General features: G+C 42.3%; 15 protein-coding genes. 8 read left to right on the top strand and 7 right to left on the bottom strand.

Going from position 1 to position 17,199, the window contains the following annotated elements; genetic code table 11:
• The first annotated feature begins 81 nt into the window (after window positions 1–81).
• Entirely contained in the window at window positions 82–492 is a 411-nt protein-coding gene (locus BUC10_RS04640) for an acyl-CoA thioesterase (protein ID WP_073176769.1), read from the top strand.
• Here the strand turns inward: BUC10_RS04640 and BUC10_RS04635 are convergent.
• Window positions 489–1,775 (bottom strand): dipeptidase, encoded by a 1,287-nt coding sequence (locus BUC10_RS04635; RefSeq protein ID WP_073176768.1) that lies wholly within the window; start codon window positions 1,773–1,775, stop codon window positions 489–491. The genes BUC10_RS04640 and BUC10_RS04635 overlap by 4 nt on opposite strands.
• 128 nt (window positions 1,776–1,903) lie before the next feature.
• Between BUC10_RS04635 and BUC10_RS04630 the strand changes: the two genes are divergently transcribed.
• Both BUC10_RS04630 and BUC10_RS04625 read left to right on the top strand, forming a co-directional pair.
• Window positions 1,904–2,710: a hypothetical protein gene (locus BUC10_RS04630; protein WP_073176767.1), complete on the top strand. Its 807-nt coding sequence runs from the start codon at window positions 1,904–1,906 to the stop codon at window positions 2,708–2,710.
• An 8-nt stretch (window positions 2,711–2,718) separates the two neighbouring features.
• Window positions 2,719–3,072: a hypothetical protein gene (locus tag BUC10_RS04625; protein WP_073176766.1), complete on the top strand. Its 354-nt coding sequence runs from the start codon at window positions 2,719–2,721 to the stop codon at window positions 3,070–3,072.
• A 484-nt stretch (window positions 3,073–3,556) separates the two neighbouring features.
• On the opposite strand, the gene BUC10_RS04620 is transcribed toward BUC10_RS04625, so the two are convergent.
• Window positions 3,557–4,420 (bottom strand): sigma-70 family RNA polymerase sigma factor, encoded by an 864-nt coding sequence (locus tag BUC10_RS04620; RefSeq protein WP_073176765.1) that lies wholly within the window; start codon window positions 4,418–4,420, stop codon window positions 3,557–3,559.
• 244 nt (window positions 4,421–4,664) lie between these two features.
• On the opposite strand from BUC10_RS04620, the gene BUC10_RS04615 reads away from it, so the two are divergent.
• Together BUC10_RS04615 and BUC10_RS04610 are read left to right on the top strand one after the other, a co-directional pair.
• Window positions 4,665–6,176, top strand: coding sequence for a DEAD/DEAH box helicase (locus tag BUC10_RS04615; protein ID WP_073176764.1), 1,512 nt, complete (start codon window positions 4,665–4,667; stop codon window positions 6,174–6,176).
• Window positions 6,177–6,300: 124 nt separating this feature from the next.
• Window positions 6,301–7,536: a glycosyltransferase gene (locus BUC10_RS04610; protein ID WP_073177197.1), complete on the top strand. Its 1,236-nt coding sequence runs from the start codon at window positions 6,301–6,303 to the stop codon at window positions 7,534–7,536.
• A 155-nt stretch (window positions 7,537–7,691) separates the two neighbouring features.
• On the opposite strand, the gene BUC10_RS04605 is transcribed toward BUC10_RS04610, so the two are convergent.
• Entirely contained in the window at window positions 7,692–8,120 is a 429-nt protein-coding gene (locus BUC10_RS04605; RefSeq protein WP_073176763.1) for a DUF1801 domain-containing protein, read from the bottom strand.
• 121 nt (window positions 8,121–8,241) lie between these two features.
• Here BUC10_RS04605 and BUC10_RS04600 point away from each other — a divergent pair, with 121 nt between their 5' ends.
• Window positions 8,242–8,760 (top strand): mechanosensitive ion channel domain-containing protein, encoded by a 519-nt coding sequence (locus BUC10_RS04600; protein ID WP_073176762.1) that lies wholly within the window; start codon window positions 8,242–8,244, stop codon window positions 8,758–8,760.
• An 18-nt stretch (window positions 8,761–8,778) separates the two neighbouring features.
• On the opposite strand, the gene BUC10_RS04595 is transcribed toward BUC10_RS04600, so the two are convergent.
• Window positions 8,779–9,747 (bottom strand): NAD(P)-dependent alcohol dehydrogenase, encoded by a 969-nt coding sequence (locus BUC10_RS04595; protein WP_073176761.1) that lies wholly within the window; start codon window positions 9,745–9,747, stop codon window positions 8,779–8,781.
• A 222-nt stretch (window positions 9,748–9,969) separates the two neighbouring features.
• On the opposite strand from BUC10_RS04595, the gene BUC10_RS04590 reads away from it, so the two are divergent.
• On the top strand, window positions 9,970–12,978 hold the full coding sequence (locus tag BUC10_RS04590) for a carboxypeptidase-like regulatory domain-containing protein (protein WP_073176760.1): 3,009 nt from the start codon (window positions 9,970–9,972) through the stop codon (window positions 12,976–12,978).
• A gap of 11 nt (window positions 12,979–12,989) precedes the next feature.
• Here BUC10_RS04590 and BUC10_RS04585 read toward each other — a convergent pair whose 3' ends face one another.
• A complete protein-coding gene (locus BUC10_RS04585; RefSeq protein WP_073176758.1) occupies window positions 12,990–14,108 on the bottom strand; it encodes a hypothetical protein in 1,119 nt (372 codons plus the stop codon).
• Window positions 14,109–14,276: 168 nt separating this feature from the next.
• Here BUC10_RS04585 and BUC10_RS04580 point away from each other — a divergent pair, with 168 nt between their 5' ends.
• Complete coding sequence (locus BUC10_RS04580; RefSeq protein WP_073176756.1) at window positions 14,277–15,122, top strand: 1,4-dihydroxy-2-naphthoyl-CoA synthase; 846 nt, start codon at window positions 14,277–14,279, stop codon at window positions 15,120–15,122.
• A 35-nt stretch (window positions 15,123–15,157) separates the two neighbouring features.
• Here the strand turns inward: BUC10_RS04580 and BUC10_RS04575 are convergent, their stop codons facing one another.
• Together BUC10_RS04575 and BUC10_RS04570 are read right to left on the bottom strand one after the other, a co-directional pair.
• Window positions 15,158–15,565 carry a serine--tRNA ligase gene (locus BUC10_RS04575; RefSeq protein WP_073176755.1) on the bottom strand — a complete coding sequence of 136 codons (408 nt, stop codon included), beginning with the start codon at window positions 15,563–15,565 and terminating at the stop codon, window positions 15,158–15,160.
• Window positions 15,566–15,814: 249 nt separating this feature from the next.
• The gene (locus BUC10_RS04570) at window positions 15,815–17,149 is read right to left on the bottom strand and encodes a serine hydrolase domain-containing protein (RefSeq protein WP_073176754.1); all 1,335 of its coding nucleotides are present in this window, start codon (window positions 17,147–17,149) and stop codon (window positions 15,815–15,817) included.
• Window positions 17,150–17,199 lie beyond the last annotated feature (50 nt).

Raw genomic sequence — 17,199 nt, 5'->3', positions numbered from 1 at the left:
TCCGATATATGGTGTTGTGCTTTTCATCCTGTTATAAGCTCTTTGGACTAACTTTGCAGTAGAATCTTAAAACAGTTTGCTATGAGATTTCACACTAGAAAATGGGTAAAACCAGAGGACTTAAATGCGAATGGGACTTTGTTCGGTGGTAAGGTCTTGGCTTGGATTGATGAAGAGGCAGCTTTGTACAGCATTGTACAGTTGGAAAGTAAAAAAGTGGTAACTAAGTACATATCTGAAATCAATTTCATGAGTACAGCCATGAAAGGTGACATCATTGAAATTGGCATCGAGGTCATAAAGTTTGGTACCACTTCTATATCGCTTAATTGTGAAGTCCGAAACAAAATGACCCATGAGAGCATTGTTACCGTGGACAATATTATCATGGTCAATTTGGACGAAAGTGGAAATCCCGCACCGCACGGGAAGACCAAGGTGGAATTCGTAAAAGATCGCTTGGCCAAAAAGGAAAAAGAGGGACTATCCTAGTTCATCGTGGCCGAATAGGCTTGAACTTCATCCAGCACCCTAAGCAGGTTCTCACCCCAGAGTTTCGCGATATCTTCTTCGGAATAGCCTCTCTTGACCAATTCCATGGTTACGTTAAAGGTTTCAGAGGCATCAGACCACCCTTCGATGCCGCCACCGCCATCAAAATCGGAGCTAATACCCACGTGATCAATACCAATAAGCTTAACCATATAATCGATGTGATCGACCAAATCTGTAACACCAACTGCTACTGGAGCATTTGGGTCCTTGGCCGCCAACGCATTCGCCAATCGGGTAATTTTAGGGTAGTTTTCAATGAATTCACTTTGCTGGGCTTCCGTCAGGCCTGAAAATTGGGAACGTTCGTACCAATTCACCTCCAAAGAGTCCGCCACAGCCTGATTCTTACTTTTCATATAGGCAGCTCTTACCTCATGTTTTTCCGTATTCAAGTAAGAACTGAAGGCCACGGTTTGGACAACCCCACCATTTTCCTTTAGGAGCATCAACTGTTCGTCATCCAAATTGCGGCTATGGTCACAAAGGGCTCTTGCAGAAGAGTGGGAGGCAATAATTGGGGCCTTGGACAGCTCAACCATTTGTATCATGGATTCTTTGGAAGGATGGGAAACATCGATCATCATTCCAAGCCTATTCATCTCTTTTACTGCACTTTTACCCAAATCACTTAAGCCATTATGAAGCCAGATACTATCTTTTTCGCCGGTATTTGAGTCACAAAACTGACTATGTCCGTTGTGAGATAATGAAATATAGCGCGCACCTCTGTCGTGGTATTCCTGAAATTTGGATAGGTCATCTCCAATGGGGTAAGCATTTTCAACCCCTATCATGGCAATTTTTTTACCGGCTGCATGGATGCGCCTAACATCGGAGGAGGTCAAAGCCAGTTCAATTTCATCAGGAGCATAGTCCTTACATAACCTATGAATCGCGTCAAATTTGGAAATAGCATTTTCAGAAGCCTTTGTATAGCCTTGGGCCGAAAGAGTATCTTGTCCGGTATAAACAATTAACCAGGCCACATCCAGTCCGCCTTCCTTCATTTTTGGGAGGTTGATTTGGGTTTCCAAACGTTGGGTGTAATTGATACTATCGGTAAAATTGTTCACGTTGATATCGTCATGAGTATCAATAGTAATGACTTTTTCGTGGATTCTTTTGGCTTTTTCTTCCAAGGTTTCTTCGGTTTTGTTAGGCTGCTTTTCAGCACATGAAAATAGGAGCAGAATACTGCAAGAAAGGGTAAAGTTTCGCATACCTTAAATTTTACACCTACAAATAACGCAATTTGACAACAAAAAGGAAGCCCTACGGAACATTAAGTTGGCATCCCTATTAAGAATCGACATTTTTAGTGGTATAAGAACCATTAATTACAGATAGTTTGGGAACTAGGGAATTACTTACGTATTTGGAAAAATTGGAAATTGGGTTAAGCAGCTTCTCGTACGATGAACTTGGAACCGAAGATGCCGGTAAACTCAAGAAATCTTTTGACAATTTTAAAAACGGATTGGAAAACAAAGTCTTTGGTGTTTCGGAAATGAAACAACTGGATGTTATTTATGAGCAGATTGGAATTTCATCTTTGCCCGAGCATAAAGTCACTGTCCCCATTGAAAAAGAAATAAATCCTGCCCATGAGGTAGAATTGCTCTTTACTCTTGTGCATATGCTAGATCAAACCCAGCTGGATAGGAAGCAGCAGGAAATGATCAAGGCATTAAAAAAGGTTAGCCAACGACTTAATACGGTTAGCAGGCAAATGAACTCCAAGCAAAAACCAGTTGCAACGGATGCCGAGTTGATCGAAAAAAACTTGGAATCGGTTTTTACCACCCAGAAGGTAAACCTTAGACCGGTATTGGATGAATGTATGGGGCAAATGGAACTTTTGGAGGAGCTCGTGCGAATTTACAAACAGAATATTTTGGAGTTCATTGGAAAAGTCAAGGTCAATTTACAAACGGAGAATTTTAGGGGTGTCGATTTTGCATGCCAAAAAATTGAGGCTTGTTTAAAAATGATGAAAACCGTCAGTTTACTGGAGATTACCGAACAAATGAGTATGGTCTGCAAGACCGATAATGATATTAAGTATCTAAACTTCCTTTATCAACAGTTTTTGGTAGAATACCCTAAAGTTGAGGAATTGGTCGATTTTGAAATCGACGTACTGCGCAATATGTAACAACAACCATGGTCAAGAACCTGCCCGAATATCATCAAAGCATCTTTTTTCCGTTGTTGCAACATGCGTCGGATATGGATTGCAAATTGTTGCTGATCGAGCAGATGTTGGAAATAGGGGACCGTAAAGACCTGGCCCTTTTAGAAGAACTGGAAGCTCATCCAAATCCCAAATTGAGTAGTAAAGCATTTGAAGTCCGTTGCGGATTATTGGAACGTTTGGGTATTGAGGACCCTTCCGAAAAGACAAAGCTTCCCATGAACCTTTGTTTTATTTATGACGAATTCGATATAGAACCTTCCAAGATAGATCCAGATTTGGATATGGACTTTGGTATTCCCTTGGACATTCTGGATTCATAGCTACAGTACTAATCGCCACTTCCAAATTGAAAGGAAAACCCTTCCTGAACTTCCTTTAAATCCTTCATTTCTTTAACAAAATACACCACTAAAACCCTTGGTTTCACCACAAAATATTGTCCTTTCATAATCTTTGAGCTAAGTTCACGTTATAAGTATAACCCAAACAGAAAACCACTTAATAATTATGTTATACGATACCTACGGAGAAGAATATTTGGCATTTCTTCAAGAATTAAATGAAATTTTGAGCGTAAACGAACTTGTAGAGTTAGATTATCTATAGACCTAACACCCCAAAAAACGTAATTCATGAACAATCAGAACCAAGAAAACACCGCATACTTGAGTTTTATTCAAGATTTGAACCAAATGCTCACGGATTATAATATTAATCAGTTGAGTCGTCCGTAACGGACGTTGGGTATAAAGCATAAAAAGGGCCGTTAAAAACGGCCCTTTTTTTATTGGTTTGAGTTAGGTATCAGCCTAAATAGCTCTTTAAAATTTTGCTTTTGGACGTATGTCTTAGTTTTCGAATGGCCTTTTCACGAATTTGGCGCACACGCTCCCGGGTAAGGTCGAACGTGCTGCCTATTTCCTCCAAGGTCATGGACTGTTGGTCCCCAATTCCGTAATACAATCGCACCACATCAGCTTCCCGAGGGGACAGGGTTTCCAATGCCCTATTGATTTCGGTATATAATGACTGGTGCATCAGCTCCTTGTCTGGTTTGGGAGATTCCCCCGAGTTCAGCACATCATAGAGGCTAGATGTTTCCCCTTCTTTCAGGGGAGCGTCCATGGATACGTGACGACCAGTATTCTTCAAGGATTGCTTCACCTCACTTACGGTCATATCCAACTCTTTGGCAATCTCTTCAGGCGATGGAGGTCGCTCATGCGCCTGTTCCAAATAGCTGAAAGTCTTTTTAATTTTATTAATGGAGCCAATTTTGTTCAAGGGCAATCGAACTACACGGGATTGTTCTGCCAAGGCCTGAAGAATGGACTGTCGAATCCACCAAACCGCATAGGAAATAAACTTAAACCCTCTGGTTTCATCAAAACGTTGGGCAGCTTTTACCAATCCTAAATTGCCCTCATTGATCAAATCTGGTAATTTAAGTCCCTGGTTTTGATATTGTTTCGCAACGGATACCACAAACCGAAGGTTGGCGTTGGTCAATTTTTCCAAGGCAGCTTGGTCTCCAGCCCTAATCTTCTGAGCCAACTCCACTTCCTCCTGGGCAGTAATCAGCTCAATTTTGCTGATGTCTTGAAGGTATTTGTCTAGGGATTTGGACTCACGGTTGGTAACCTGCTTAATGATTTTTAACTGCCTCATTGGTGTAATTAGGATTGTAGTGAATATAAGCATTCAGTATACACCATAAAACACAATTTTCCAAACGGCATTTACTATTGTTATCAAAATGTTATTAGAAAAAGTACAACTGCTTCAAAATCAATATGCTAAATAATTGTTGATAGTATCTTGATAGAATTGCTAAACTAAATCCCAACCCGAGTTTAAAAAACAGCTAATTTTGTAAGGTTTGATAATTTGGAACATTTAATCCATTTTTCCTTTGGAGATAGAAAGAGCAGTAAGCAAGAAAACATTATACGATTACCAACAAGAGGATCTTAAAAAGATCTTTAAGCATATCAACGAACTGCCACAGGGCACCAATATCTTATATCAATTACCTACCGGTGGTGGGAAGACTGTGGTTTTTTCCGAGATAACTAGAAAGTACATTCAGGACACGGGAAAAAAGGTAATGGTACTTACCCATAGGATTGAGCTGAGCGGACAGACTTCCAAAATGCTTCATGGGTTTGGTGTCGCAAATAAAATCATAAACAGTGAGGTAAAGGAACTGTACGACCAGGACGAGTATATGTGTTTTGTGGCCATGGTAGAGACCTTGAACAACCGCCTACAAGAAGAAAAGGTGAAGCTCAACAATATTGGACTGGTCATTATTGATGAGGCGCATTACAACTCGTTCAGAAAACTGTTCAAGTACTTTGAAGAATCTACCATTTTAGGCGTGACCGCCACACCCTTGAGCTCCAATATCAAGCTTCCAATGAAGGATAATTATAAGCACTTGATCATTGGGGAATCTATTAAATCCCTGATTGAAAAACGCTTTTTGGCAAAGGCGAACCTATATAATTACGATGTTAGCCTTAGAACCCTAAAGCTTGGTATAAATGGCGACTATACAGTGAAATCCTCGGATGAGTTCTACGGAAACCATAGCATGCTGGGGAAATTGCTCACCGCCTACGAAGATATTGCCAAGGGAACCAAAACCCTTATTTTCAATAACGGAATCAGTACTTCCCTTTATGTGTACGAAACCTTTAAAAAGGCAGGCTATAACATTAGACATCTGGACAATAAAAATACGGCCACGGAGCGAAGGGAAATTCTGGATTGGTTTGCCAATACTCCCGAGGCGATATTGACATCAGTAAGTATCCTGACCACAGGTTTTGATGAGCCTACAGTGCAATCCATAATCTTAAATAGGGCCACACGCTCACTTACCTTGTACTTTCAGATGATTGGAAGGGGGTCACGTATACTCCCTGATAAGGACGAGTTCCAGGTCATTGATATGGGGAACAATATTGCCCGTTTTGGACCCTGGGATTCTCCCGTGGATTGGCAGGAAATATTTCATTTCCCTGATTTCTACCTGGAAAACATTAAAAACGATGAGGATATTGAGCGCGAATTTGTGTATCAAATGCCGGATGAGCTCAAAGCCAAGTTTAGTAAATCTGAGGTAATCACCTTTAATGTCAAGGAGGAATATAAAAGGGTTTTTGCACAAGGAAGAAAATCTAAGGAAGTTTTGGAAATGAGCATTGAACAACATGCCCAGATCTGTGTTGAAAACAGTGAGGATGTTTTTGATGCCCGGATTTTGGCCAAGGAACTCAAGGAAGAAATTGCCTACCGTGTTAGGCAATATTCCTATTGCATTATGAACAATACCAAGAACTATAAAGAATGGTTGGAGGAAGATTATGAGCGCAAACTCCGCTCTAGTATTTCCAAAAAATTTGCGGCACTTATGTAGATTCTAGGATTTGTAATGGAGTATTGTTTTGCCATTCGCCTTTTGCCAAATACCTTGCTTAAACTTAACAGTGCCTACGTTTTATTAACTGTATTTAGCTAATTGACCATTGCAACGCAACGAAGTGAAGAAAATCCTCATCATCGGACATGTATGGCCAGAACCTTCCACTACTGCAGCAGGGCATCGCATGATGCAACTCATAGAGGCTTTTCAGGTGTTGAGGCATGAAATTGTTTTTGCTTGTACCGCCTCTAGTACAGTCCATAGTCTTGATTTGGAGGATATGGGAGTGAGGACAATGGAGATAAAGCTCAATAATTCAAGCTTTGATGAGTTTCTTTTGGAGCTTAAACCAGATCTGGTGGTTTTTGACCGCTTTATGACCGAAGAACAATTTGGATGGCGGGTAGCCGAATTTTCCCCTCGGGCCTTACGAGTTTTGAACACGGAAGATTTACATGCATTGCGAAAATCCCGGGAGGAGAGTTTCAAGCAGCATAAAATCTGGACAGTTGAAGATTGGAAAAACCATCCTATGACGATTAGGGAGTTGACAAGCATTTTTCGTTGTGACCTGTCCCTAATGATTTCCAGTTATGAAATGGAACTTCTGAAGGAACAAGCTAAGATTCCAGAGCAGCTTCTTCTGCATCTGCCCTTTATGTTGGAACCTCCTTCGTCTGAAAAAAAAAGAAGTTGCCCCAGTTTTATTGAACGGAGCGGTTTTATCTGTGTGGGAAATGGGAAACACGCTCCAAATGTAGAAGCTTTCAAAATTTTGAAACAGAACATTTGGCCCAAAATACGCGAAGAATTACCTACTGCCAAGCTTTCTATTTGCGGCGCTTACCTGCCACAACAAGTATTGGAAATGCACAACCCCAAAGAAGGTTTTGAGGTCAAAGGCTGGGTGGAAGATCTGGACAAGGTTGTTCGAAACGCTCGACTCCTATTGGCACCCATTCAATTTGGAGCGGGAATAAAAGGGAAGTTGATCGATGCCATGAGTAACGGAACTCCATCCATAACTACCCCGATTGGAGCCGAGGGAATGCACGCCAGCCTACAATGGCCCGGAGCAATTTGTGGGCATTGGGAAGAATTTGCCCAATCCGCAATTCATTTGTACACCCAAAAAGATGATTGGCGGGCGGCCCAAGAGAGGGGAGTGGTCATTTTGCAAAAACAATATCAAAAAAGCACACAAATAAACACCTTGAAATCTCGTTTTGTAAACCTGCAGAACAATTTACAATTCCATCGTTCCCAGAACCTTATGGGGCGAATTCTACAACAGCAAACCGTTTCTGCATCCAAGTATATGGCTAAATGGATTGAAGAGAAAAACCGCAAATAAACGGCTCAAAAACTATGAGTTCCTGTTAAATTCCACTGTTTCCGATGAACCTTCGGAGTAAGATGAAAAATGCCCTGTACCAGATAAAGGTTCCCTGGAGAATATTGGAAAAAGTTTTCAATAGTAGAATGGGAAAGGGCCGGAGAGAGTCCTTTTTATAGCCCCAAGGTTGGCAGGTGCTTCACATTGTGGTAGGTCAAGGTGGCCTTGACACAGGATTTTATCTGCTCTTTGGGCAAAGGAGCATCCATCCTAAATATAAGGGCCCTGTTTCCCTCATAAGTAAGGTCATTGCCAAAAACCAACCTGAAGGTATGCACCAACTTACTGGTGCATTGAAAATAAAGCGCGTACTGATCTGGCCTTTTTTCCTTCCAATCCATACGCAGGGTGCTCCCTTGAGGAGTTAAAAAACTGGGTTCACCCCATTTGAGGGCTTCCCCCAAACGTTCAATTTCACTGGACTCCTTGGCGGTTTCCAATACCAGTGCTCGCAGCTCCTGCATTTTCTCTTGTATCCCTTCAGGATAGCTATCCATTCGCGCTTCAAAATCGGGATGTGTGGTTACTTTTACACTTGCCATACACAAATCTAAATCAAATTTTAAAGATGGGTCAGGTGGTTTTAATGGAACATTGTATATGGGAAATAAACAATAAGGTCCTTATGCTTAACTTTAAGGAATCTTCCAAGATTATTAAGTTATGATTGATTTGCCCAAAGAGATACTCTTGACCCTAGTAGTGATTGTGTCCACCTTCCTAATAAATTCTTTGATCAAAAGAGCCATAAAGCGTTTTGGCCGATTGGGTGCGATCGACGTAAACAATAGAAAGATCATATTTTATCTGGCCTATCTTGGGGTGCTAACCATTGCAGCTACAGTGCTGTTGGTGATTTGGGGCCTAAATCTTCAGGATTTTGCGATTTTTATTTCTTCGGTGCTTGCGATTTTGGGTGTTGGTTTTTTTGCACAATGGTCCATTTTATCCAACCTAACCGCAAGCGTCATTTTGTTCTTTAGCCATCCCTTGCGTTTAGGAGATCGTATTCGGGTGTTGGACAAAGATTTTGACTGGACAGGGGAAATTGAGGATATTAGCGCATTTTATCTTTTTATGAAGACTGATGATGGGCGGCAAATTACCATTCCCACTAATCTGGTCATCCAAAAGGGAATAGAAATTTTGGAAAAAGAAAAAGTTGAACGTTTGGAAGCTTAAAATTCCAACTAGTTGTCTTTATTCAGTGCGGACAACAACTTTTCCCAAATGTTTGCCCTCACCAAAATATTGTATCAGTTTTGGGAGGTCTTCAAAATCGTGAGGGCCATCCAATTCGCATTTTAACTGTCCTTTTGCTGCCAATTCACCAATTTGTTCTAATCCCTCATTGGGTTTTAATGACAAAATCTGATATCTTTTGTTACCTAGCTTGGTGAAAAGTCCGCCCCAAAAAAGCAATGAGAGCAACTTGGTCAGTTTACCGCCAATGCTGATGTATTTTCCTTGTGGGGTCAATACTTTTTTATAGTCAAATACGCGCTGATTGGTTTTACAATCAAGGATAACATCGTACTGTTCACTCCGCTTGGTGAAGTTTTCTTTTTGATAATCAATCACTTTGTCAAATCCCAAGGACAACATCTTCTCCTGCTTAGCTTCAGAGTCAACTCCAGCAACGTAGCACTTTTTCAATTTGGCCAGTTGTAGTCCAAGGGTACCAACACCTCCACCTCCACCATTGATCAGGACCCTTTGCCCTTTCTTAAGTTCTGCTTTATCAAAAGCTTGTTGAGCCAATAAGGTCGCATGGGGGAGGGCTGCCGCCTGAAAGAAATCCAATCCTTCCGGCATTTTTTTAACTGCTTCCGCGGAAATGCATATATATTGGGCAAAACTTCCAAAACCAAAATTGGAGATGTCCCCGTGCACTGCATCACCAACCTTAAAGTTCGATATCTTGGTACCAACTTCCACTACCGTTCCTGCCAATTCCATTCCTGGGATTGGCTTTTTTGGCTTGGACAGCCCGAACATAAGTCGATATAAATAGGGTTTTCCCCTAACCACTGACCAATCATAGTCGTTTATAGCCGAAGCTCTTATCTTAATCAATAGCTGATCCGAACCAGGGCTGGGTTTCACTATATCCTTGACCCGCAATACCTTTTCCGGAGAACCATAACTATCGTAATAGAGTGCTTTCATAGATTAGCGAATATCATTTAATTCCATGGGAAAGTCAAGGTTATGGCAAATCCAAATTTGCTTCAGTGCTAGGAACACGGTATTTAATAATTTCAAGATATTGTTTGTCGTTTTTATCCTACGTGTTTGTAAATCATTCTGTACCTTAATGGCAACTTTGGTGCGAAATTTTGTCTTTTTTTTACAATTTAAATAATCACTAAGGATTCAATTTTGTAATCTATGAAGATATTGACCTATTTTTTGGCTGCTATTTTAGGATTGGTAAGTCTGAGCACCGTAGCTCAAACTCGGCTATCCGGTCATATTGTGGATTTGGATTCACGTCAACCTGTGGATTTTGCCAATATTGGTGTCCTTGATAAAAATGTGGGCACGGTATCGGATTTTGACGGTAGTTTCAAACTGGATTTGGAAGCCTCGGACATCAATTCAACGGACACCCTGCAGATTTCGAGAATAGGCTATAGGACTATAAAATTTTCCACGAAGGACTTTTTGGAACAATTGCAATCCAATCCCGTGGTTGAACTGGAGGCCACTGCCTACGAACTGGACGGCATTGTGGTGAAAAGCAGCGACTCAGACAAAAGGCGCATGGGTTACCAGAGTCGCTCCAAGCGACTTTTTGGGTTTTGGAACGACAGTCTGGCCCTTGGAGGAGAGCATGCCTCCAAGATTATGGTAAGGCGCGGCCCGGTAAAACTGGAAGACTTGTCCTTTCATGTGGCAGCGAATATCTCGGACAGCATTCTGGTACGGGTCAACGTCTACGAATTGGAACGGGGACTTCCCGGGAAAAACTTTACCACGGCCAACATCCTGCATACCATCAAACAGCGGCAAGGGACCATCACGATCGATCTATCGCCCTATAATATTGTTGTGGACGACCACTTTGTGATCAGTCTGGAGCTGTTAAAAATCTATGGAGGCAGGGTAGGCATCGGCATATCGGCCTTTGATGATGGCGCACGTTCCTATACCCGTGTAGTGAGTCAGGGCAGGTGGAAACGGATGCGCAAGGGTTTCACCATTGCCTATCACCTGAACACCTCCTCGGTGGACAAGGAGGATATGGTCGCGGGTAAAGATGGAATACCAAAAAGGGACCGACCCGATATTGTCTCGATTCTCTGGGATACTTCAAGATCCATGGAGCAACGTGACCTGGAGAGGGAACTTGCCTTTTTGGACGCCTATTTTAAGGAAATTGGAAGTGTTACAGTTGCCCTAAGAAAATTTAGCAATAACTGGAGTCGTTCTAGACTTTTTAAGATAAACAATGGATATTGGTTGGAACTGAAAAAAGTGTTGGAATCCACTCGGTACGATGGAGGAGCCAGCCAAAGGTTATGGGATAGTATGGAAGTCTCTGGGCATGCCCTGCTCTTTACAGATGGGAAGAACTATCCCGAAGACTTGGGCAAAGAATGGTCCACTGAACTTTTTACCATCAATGGCGACCCCAGTGCCAATCATAAGTTTTTAAAAGAACTGGCCGAGGACCATGGGGGGAACTACCTGAACCTGGAAAAAATGGTGGATCTGTCCAAGGCGCTACAGTTCACAAAATTCCATATTAAGGATAACCTTGAATACGGCACACGTCTAGATGTCAAAAAGGCCTCTACGGTCAGGGGCAGTGTGGGGGACCTGGACAGCCCATTGACCAAAGTTTTGGTAAAAGTACGGAACTCGGACCGTGAGACTCGAACGGATACCAAGGGCAACTTTTCCATTCAGGCCTTTGATGGAGAGATTCTCGACTTTTCGTACCCTGGAAGGGAAGACGCCTCCTCAGTGGTCAATACCGGCTCTCAGATGTTGAAAATTATCATGCCCATCGGCATCACCGCTCTTGAGGAAGTGGTTTTGGAGGAGAACCGAAAACTGGAGGAGCTGCATAGGCCGTTGAACAAGGATATCAATACCCGTTTTGGAAAGTTGGACATGAACAAGGTGGGGTTTAGCGTAAAACAAATGGAAGGTTCTGAGATTAGTCCATCCGCCCAAACTCTTATGGATGCGGTTGAAGGAAAATTTCCTGGGGTAAAAACGGTTCGGGTATACCCTGAAGATTATGAGGTGGTTCAATTGAGAGATAGGGCACTGGCATGGGATATAGATGGACATATTTACCCTCCTCAGACACCACCTTTTCATATCAACGTACATAATATTAAGGATCTCACAATTATGCCACCCTCTTGGTCAGTAGCTAAGTATGGACGTTTGGCACCAGGAGGAATAATTATTGTGCGGACCATTAGTAATACATTTGATGATATTGAATTAGTTGATAAAACCATTACCAAACCAGGAAATATTTACCTTAATGATGCCGTTGAATTGGCCTCTGGACTGCCCAGCAAACCGATTTATGTTCAGCGAATAGCGAATAGAAGCTCGGCCAAAGAAGGATATTTGCAATATCTTAAAGAGCAAGAACATTATGGTTCCTATCCCAGTTTTTATCAAGAGTCCAGTGAAATTTTCCTCCGTTTTTGGAAAGAAGTCTCCTTATCCAACTTGGTCAAATCCAATTTATTGGAATCCTTTTCTGAAAATACGGATGCCCTTAAAATTTTGGCTTATTCCTATGAACAACAAGGTGACAATAAGGAAGCCCAGTTGGTCTATGAACATATCCACGGGATTTCCCCTTCCCTTCAGGCAAAACGGGATTTGGCGCGAATGTTGACAAAACTGGGAAGCTATAAGGAGGCCTGGTCTGTCTACAAGGGCTATGTCAGTAATCGCGACTATTTGGAAGAGGAAGGATTGGACAAGCTTGCTCGAAGGGAGATTTTAGATTTCGTCCAGAATCATGGCGACAAAGTAGGATTGGACCCTTCCAAGTTCAATTTTGAGGAGACGGGAGACCTAAGCCTTATTGTGGAATGGAACGATCCCAATACCCAATTTGAATTGCAGTTCGTTGGGCCAAATCAAAGGTTTTTCAATTGGAACAATACAGTGGAAGTGAGTCAAGAACAGACGTTAGAGGGTAATTTGTCCGCAATCTTTGATATTGATGAATCCCAACAAGGGGACTGGCTTGTGAATATGACCTATATGGGCAACCAAGCAAATCTGCCCACCTATCTCAAGTTCACCCTGCGGAACAATGCAACGGGAGAGGAAGAGATGAAGATGGTCACTCTGCGGCAACAAAATGTGAAGTACAAAGTGATGAACATTGGTAGCAAGGGAATGATGTTATATTGATTTACTATTTCCTATTTTAATTGCTCCGATGCAACTTCGAAATTAATAGTAGCCTTTCCAAAAGTAGCCTTCCAGAAGTTATAGGTGCTTCCCCAGGAAGCATCGGGGTCAGCATTCCGCGCAAAGTTTTCAAGATTAAAATTAAGAGTTTCCAGCTGTTCATCGGAAACTCCGTTTTTTGAAATAACAACGACCAAGGCATCAAATTCCGTTTGGGCATTCTGATAGGAAGGCACCCTCACACCATTTTCTGCAACGATGTCTTCAGCGGTATAGCTGTTTATAGCATCGGCCGTAAATACCCCGAACTCCGATGTAGGTTGTGGATTTTCAGCAACGGTAACAGTTTCCAATTCGTCTTCACCAATAAGGCCCATGGAATATAATTCCAGATTAGCATAGGGTACTGAATTACCACCATTTGCTACGGTACCAAAACCAGCACTTCCTTCCACAAGTCCACGATACCTGTCATCCCCAAGGCTTTCAAGTTCATCGAAACCTCCCAATTGACCTCCAACACTTGAATATCCCCAGTGCCCTCCTGCGGTGGTAGGAATTAACCCATGATTGCTCCAATAATGCAGGATTTCATGCAGAAAGGGCCCATTTCTGATATATTCCGTTCGAGGCATATGGATGACGGTTTTTAGCTTTCCATTGGAACCAAAGGCATCTGTGTTGTCCCAGAGCGATCTCCCCAGGCCTTCAATGTCATTTTTGGCGGGTGTGGTCAATCCATAATACAAATTCTCTGGTTGTGAGCTTTCAACAGAGAGAATGATGATAAAATCAAAATCATCAGTGAAATGTTCATAAACTTTATTGGAAACACCACGCATATCCCCATTTCCTGTCAAAAATTGATTGTAAGCCGTATCAGAGAGCTCTAAATGGGCAAACCTTTTTCCTTCATCAAGGGTGAACCCTTGTTCCAATTCAAGGGTTTCCTCATTGGATGTACCATCATTAGCATCATCATCTCCGGGAGCATCCTGTTCGGGTATTTCAGAATCATCGGGAGCATTCGATAGGTCTTCCATTTCACTGTAATCCTTGCTACATGATACAATGAAAAAGGAAAAAATTAGAAAAAGCGCAGGGATTCGAAGGGATTTGGGGCTATACATAAGTGTTCTAGTTTAAAATTTCAACGTAGATGCCCGTGACATATTTTATTGAAACACAGGATCTCGATGAAATACATGTGAAGTGAAAACCATACTATTCGTTGTCCTCAATCGTAATCCACTTTTGAGTTGCACCAATCTATTTATCTTTGAAGAAATACTTTTTTAATGACGAAGACACCCAACTGGCAGAGTGCTATGGAATTTGACGATATCACTTATAAAAAAAGTGATGGCGTAGCACGAATAGCTTTTAACCGGCCTAATGTCCGAAATGCATTTAGACCCAAGACCACAAGCGAATTGTACCAAGCGTTCTATGACGCTCAGGAGGACACCTCAATTGGGGTGATCCTGCTTTCAGCAGAAGGACCTTCAACCAAGGATGGCGTATATTCCTTTTGCAGTGGAGGGGACCAAAAGGCTAGGGGACATAAAGGATATGTTGGAGAGGATGGGTACCATCGATTAAATATTTTGGAAGTGCAGCGTTTGATACGCTTTATGCCCAAAGTGGTCATCGCCGTGGTTCCAGGATGGGCCGTTGGAGGAGGCCACAGTCTTCATGTGGTTTGTGATATGACCTTGGCGAGCAAGGAACACGCTATATTTAAGCAGACCGATGCCGATGTGACCAGTTTTGATGGAGGATATGGTTCCGCTTATTTGGCTAAAATGGTGGGGCAGAAGAAGGCGAGGGAGATTTTCTTTCTTGGTCGAAACTACTCAGCCCAGGAGGCCTACGAAATGGGAATGGTAAACGCTATTGTTCCCCATGAAGAGCTTGAGGCGACCGCATATCAATGGGCGCAAGAGGTATTGGAAAAATCTCCGACCTCTATAAAGATGCTAAAGTTTGCGATGAACCTTACCGATGACGGCATGGTAGGGCAACAAGTATTTGCTGGGGAAGCAACTCGTTTAGCCTATATGACGGATGAAGCCATTGAGGGGAGAAATGCCTTTTTGGAGAAACGAAAGCCAAACTTTGGAAAAAACAAGTGGATCCCCTAGAGGATCCACCCATCAACCTAATTGCAATAAAGAAATTAAAGTTGTATCAGTTTACGTTCTAGTTTCTCTAGCTTGGCCTTGTCCTTGGCCATTTTCATCTCCAACTTGGCGGCTTTGAGTTCCAATTTTTCACGCCCCACTTCAGATAGGTTTTTTGTGGAGGCATTTCTTCGGGCATTCAGTTTTTCCAGTTTAATACCATCCGTTCGCTGCTTGGTTTTAAATTTAAGTACGGACCGCTCCATTTTGTTTCGCTTTTTAAGGGCCTTCACGGTTTTTTTGGCCTCCTTTTCCTCCAATTTTAATTGGTATTCCGATTTCTGCACTGTAGCCGTGGTTTCAATTTCAGCTTCAGTCAATGCCGCTTCAGCATTGTCTATTTGTGCATGGACACCATAAACGGATAAACAAATGGTTACAAGGGTATAGATTGTTGTTCTCATGGGATTCGTTTTTAATTGGGACACCAATGCTGCCTTTAGGTCACATTTGAAGAGGAAATGCCCAAAACTAAAAAGAGCCTTGCCACTTGGGTCAAGACTCTTTTACGAGAACACTATATGAAAATGAAAAAATTTACTTTCGTAATTATTACATGGTAAATGTACCACCAGTGTTTCCGCAAATGAAATTATTGTTGTGAACGGCCCTTTTGTTGTGGTTAGCCGCCAATTTTAGTGTATTATATCGATTTATGGTATACTTTTTACGACGGCCGACAAGAAGTTGTTGATGTCAAATTGCGGGTCCTCTGCCAGTCCTGTGCGTACTACGACCAAATCCTTGGACGGAACAACAAAAACATATTGCCCTTGATATCCGTTACATGAAAACATGTCTTTGGGCACATCGGGATACTTACCTTGGGAGTTCAGCCAAAAATGGGCACCATACCATCCGTCTGAATGCTCGGTAGGTGTTGTGATATAATCCGTCCAACTGTCTCTAAACAATTGTTCTCCGTTCCAAAGGCCTCGGTCCAAATACAACTGACCAAACCTGCCCCAATCCCTAGTATTGGCCCAACTGTATGAAGAGCCTACGTAATTTCCAGCAACATCTGCCTCCAAAACCATGGAATACATCCCTATCTTATCAATGAATGATGCATAGGGAAAATCGAGATATTCTTGATGGGACCTAAATTGCTGTCTCAAGATTCCAGAGAGTAGGTTGGAAGTGCCAGAAGAGTAGTTCCAAATTTCTGTCGGTGGCGCCACGGCCGGTTTGTTTCTTTGCGACATGGTCATATCACTTTCCAAGAACAACATCTTGGTTACATCGGAAATTTTGGTGTAATCCTCATCCCATTCGAGTCCGCTCTGCATGCGCAACAGATGATTTAATGTGATTTCTTTTCGCTCGTCCTCACCCCATTCTGCAATAGGTGCCGGCCAGTCCATTTCTAGCTTGCCCTTCTGTTCCAAAACACCATAGCAAGTGGCCAGGACACTTTTGGTCATAGACCATCCTAAAATGGGCGTATCCTTGGTGAATCCGTCCAAATACTTTTCAGCAATAAGATGGCCCTTATAAAGGACAAGCAAGGTTCGGGTCTTTCGTAACTCAGGTTCTCCAAAAGCATAGGCAATGGCCTTGTCCAATTGATTTTGGTCAATTTCCGGAAAAATGGTATCCTTCGGTGCCTGCTGTCCGTAGGGATAGGGAATGGTATCCAATGGTTGAATTCTATTCGGCTTAATTTGTATTTTATTGGCCTCATAGTCATCCGTAACCAACACAGTTCCCAGGCCATCCCTGTACATTGCTTCGCGATTCATTAGGCCATATACCGAAGCAGTAGCAGTTTTTTGCTGCTGATCCACCTCGGTGTCCGCTAGTTTTATCAACGGCACGTTGTTATCGTTTTGCGTTACGGATGCAGCCGGGCGTTCTGCCACAAAAACCGCCGAGGCCATATTTTTGGCCGCATAGCCTGAAATAATGTTGAGTTTGGGATAGTTTAAATAAACAATTACTGCCAAGCCAACAAATAGCAGCAGCAAAATGCGCTTAAGTAGTTTCATGAAGTAAGATTTATCGTAAATTTCTGGAACTAAATATAAACATTTACTTC

Source organism: Flagellimonas flava (assembly GCF_900129665.1).
GTDB lineage: Bacteria > Bacteroidota > Bacteroidia > Flavobacteriales > Flavobacteriaceae > Flagellimonas > Flagellimonas flava.
This window is presented reverse-complemented; position numbering and strand designations above follow the sequence as displayed.

Coding starts and splice junctions, on each gene's coding strand:
- BUC10_RS04570 (WP_073176754.1), bottom strand. CDS start 17,149: ATGAAACTACTTAAGCGCATTTTGCTGCTGCTATTTGTTGGCTTGGCA.
- BUC10_RS04580 (WP_073176756.1), top strand. CDS start 14,277: ATGACGAAGACACCCAACTGGCAGAGTGCTATGGAATTTGACGATATC.
- BUC10_RS04575 (WP_073176755.1), bottom strand. CDS start 15,565: ATGAGAACAACAATCTATACCCTTGTAACCATTTGTTTATCCGTTTAT.
- BUC10_RS04635 (WP_073176768.1), bottom strand. CDS start 1,775: ATGCGAAACTTTACCCTTTCTTGCAGTATTCTGCTCCTATTTTCATGT.
- BUC10_RS04640 (WP_073176769.1), top strand. CDS start 82: ATGAGATTTCACACTAGAAAATGGGTAAAACCAGAGGACTTAAATGCG.
- BUC10_RS04605 (WP_073176763.1), bottom strand. CDS start 8,120: ATGGCAAGTGTAAAAGTAACCACACATCCCGATTTTGAAGCGCGAATG.
- BUC10_RS04590 (WP_073176760.1), top strand. CDS start 9,970: ATGAAGATATTGACCTATTTTTTGGCTGCTATTTTAGGATTGGTAAGT.
- BUC10_RS04595 (WP_073176761.1), bottom strand. CDS start 9,747: ATGAAAGCACTCTATTACGATAGTTATGGTTCTCCGGAAAAGGTATTG.
- BUC10_RS04600 (WP_073176762.1), top strand. CDS start 8,242: ATGATTGATTTGCCCAAAGAGATACTCTTGACCCTAGTAGTGATTGTG.
- BUC10_RS04625 (WP_073176766.1), top strand. CDS start 2,719: ATGGTCAAGAACCTGCCCGAATATCATCAAAGCATCTTTTTTCCGTTG.
- BUC10_RS04585 (WP_073176758.1), bottom strand. CDS start 14,108: ATGTATAGCCCCAAATCCCTTCGAATCCCTGCGCTTTTTCTAATTTTT.
- BUC10_RS04620 (WP_073176765.1), bottom strand. CDS start 4,420: ATGAGGCAGTTAAAAATCATTAAGCAGGTTACCAACCGTGAGTCCAAA.